The organism is Levilactobacillus yiduensis, from assembly GCF_024718525.1.
Classification (GTDB): domain Bacteria; phylum Bacillota; class Bacilli; order Lactobacillales; family Lactobacillaceae; genus Levilactobacillus; species Levilactobacillus yiduensis.
In genome coordinates this window covers 1-1,506 of the sequence record NZ_JAMXAZ010000064.1, presented here as the reverse complement: position 1 = coordinate 1,506, position 1,506 = coordinate 1, and the positions used below count along the sequence as shown (strand labels likewise).

General features: G+C 42.4%; 1 protein-coding gene. It reads left to right on the top strand.

The annotated features are described in order from the left end of the window. Positions 1-1,308: IS1380 family transposase (locus tag NGM66_RS14195; RefSeq protein ID WP_258115843.1), on the top strand; the 1,308-nt coding region annotated here is incomplete at its 5' end. Positions 1,309-1,506: the final 198 nt, after the last annotated feature.

The window sequence follows — 1,506 nt, the reverse complement described above, 5'->3', positions numbered from 1 at the left end:
CTAATGACTAATATACTCGACCGTAGCCTAGACTTCAATTCTAATATTTCTTTTTGTGACGATGGCACTCAACTCACTAATGACGCGGGTCTGCTTTTAATGACTGATTTCCTTAATTCACTTGACTTTGACAAAATGGTCCAGCACTTTTTTGCCCAGGTGGAGTGGCGTCGTCGACCGCAGTACAGCTTTTATGAGTTGCTATCGCAACTCTTACTTCAAAAAATTGCTGGCTATCAAAATGATGCAATGACTGAAGCCCTTTCTGAAGATGTGGCTTTGAAACTCTGCTTAGGTGTCGATCGGTTAGCTTCTCAACCCATGATTTCTCGTTTTATTAATCACTCAGATGAGAAGATTACAACTGGTTTCAATCAACTTAATCTTGCACTTAACCGCTGTTTAATCGCCCACAATAATCAATCTGATATGGTCCTTGATGTGGACTCTACCCACTGTGATACCTTTGGCCGGCAAGCTGGTTCGGCCTACAATCCACATTATGCTGCGAATGGACTTCACCCGCTGATTGCGTTCGATGGCCTAACTGGCATGCTTCTAGGGGCCCAATTGAGACCTGGTAACGTCTACACGTCTCACGGTGTGGCTGAATTTCTTGCACCAATCATCGCGTTTATTAATCAATCAAATCCCCGAATGAATTTATTGATCCGGGGTGATAGTGGTTTTGCGACTCCTGAACTTTATCAGCTTTGTTTGGCTAAGAAAACCCAATTTCTGATCAAGTTAAAGTCTAATCCCAAGCTTGTTTCACTGGCTCTAGACTGTGTCGCCGAGCTACGACCTGATGATTTTTGTGACCATTATTTCACCCTTGATTATCGGGCGAATAGTTGGCCTGAAAACTGGCATTTACGCGTCGTTCTTAAGGCTACCAAGTCCGTCGACGACTTGTTCTGGCACTTCGAATATTTAGTGACGACGCTGAAAGAAGCTGAAATTATCGACCTATTTAGAGCTTACCACAAACGTGGGATTGCCGAGAACTTCATCAAAGAAGCCAAAGAAGGCTTTGGTTTTGATAAGACCAACAGTCATTCATTTCAAGCCAATAACGTCCGCATGTGGTTGGCTGTTTTGAGCTACACACTTACCCTATTGTTTAAGCGGCTAGTTCTTCCCCAGTCCATGCAAACCAAAACAGTTTCAACCGTTAGATTTCGTCTACTTCACATGGCTGGACGAATAACTAATCATGCGCGTAAGACCGTCGTTCATCTCAGCCATAGTAATCCCTTTCTTCGTTTATTTTGGTTTGCTCTGCACCGCATACATCAGCTAGGGTAAGAGACAGATAAAAATGCAAAACTGTAAAACCAAGGGGAAATTCTGCTCAAAAGCATCACAACGTGGTGCGCTAGTATCTGAATCTATCTTTGAGTTCCTAATAATAACTTCATAGTTCAAATGACGAGTTCTAAATCGGTATTTTCCGATTTAGAACTCGTCATTTTTTGCTGAAACCTTGTTGATGAATAATTCAGG